This is a genomic window from Duganella fentianensis (assembly GCF_009857835.1).
Lineage (GTDB): Bacteria > Pseudomonadota > Gammaproteobacteria > Burkholderiales > Burkholderiaceae_D > Rugamonas > Rugamonas fentianensis.
On record NZ_WWCL01000026.1, the window covers coordinates 1 to 328 of the forward strand.

Below are 328 nucleotides of genomic sequence, written 5' to 3' on the forward strand. Positions count from 1 at the left end.
GAGCCTTGAGCTCTTTGAAGGGTCGTTCGAGACCAGGACGTTGATAGGCTGGGTGTGGAAGTGCAGTAATGCATTAAGCTAACCAGTACTAATTGCCCGTACGGCTTGTCCCTATAACCTTAGCAGGGTATAGGTAAGAAGACCGTTAAACGTTGTTGAGACAACTTCATTACCCCAGCATTCATTGCTGAATACTTACTAATTCCAGATTCTGAGCAACGTTCATGAGAACGCGGCTCGTACAAGTCAAAGCTTGATGACCATAGCAAGTTGGTCCCACCCCTTCCCATCCCGAACAGGACCGTGAAACAACTCTGCGCCGATGATA

General features: G+C 47.9%; 2 rRNA genes. Both read left to right on the forward strand.

The window, feature by feature from the left end:
• Positions 1 to 113 (forward strand): 23S ribosomal RNA (locus tag GTP23_RS22425); the annotation flags it as partial.
• Positions 114 to 252: 139 nt separating this feature from the next.
• Positions 253 to 328, forward strand: a 5S ribosomal RNA gene (gene rrf, locus GTP23_RS22430); the annotation flags it as partial.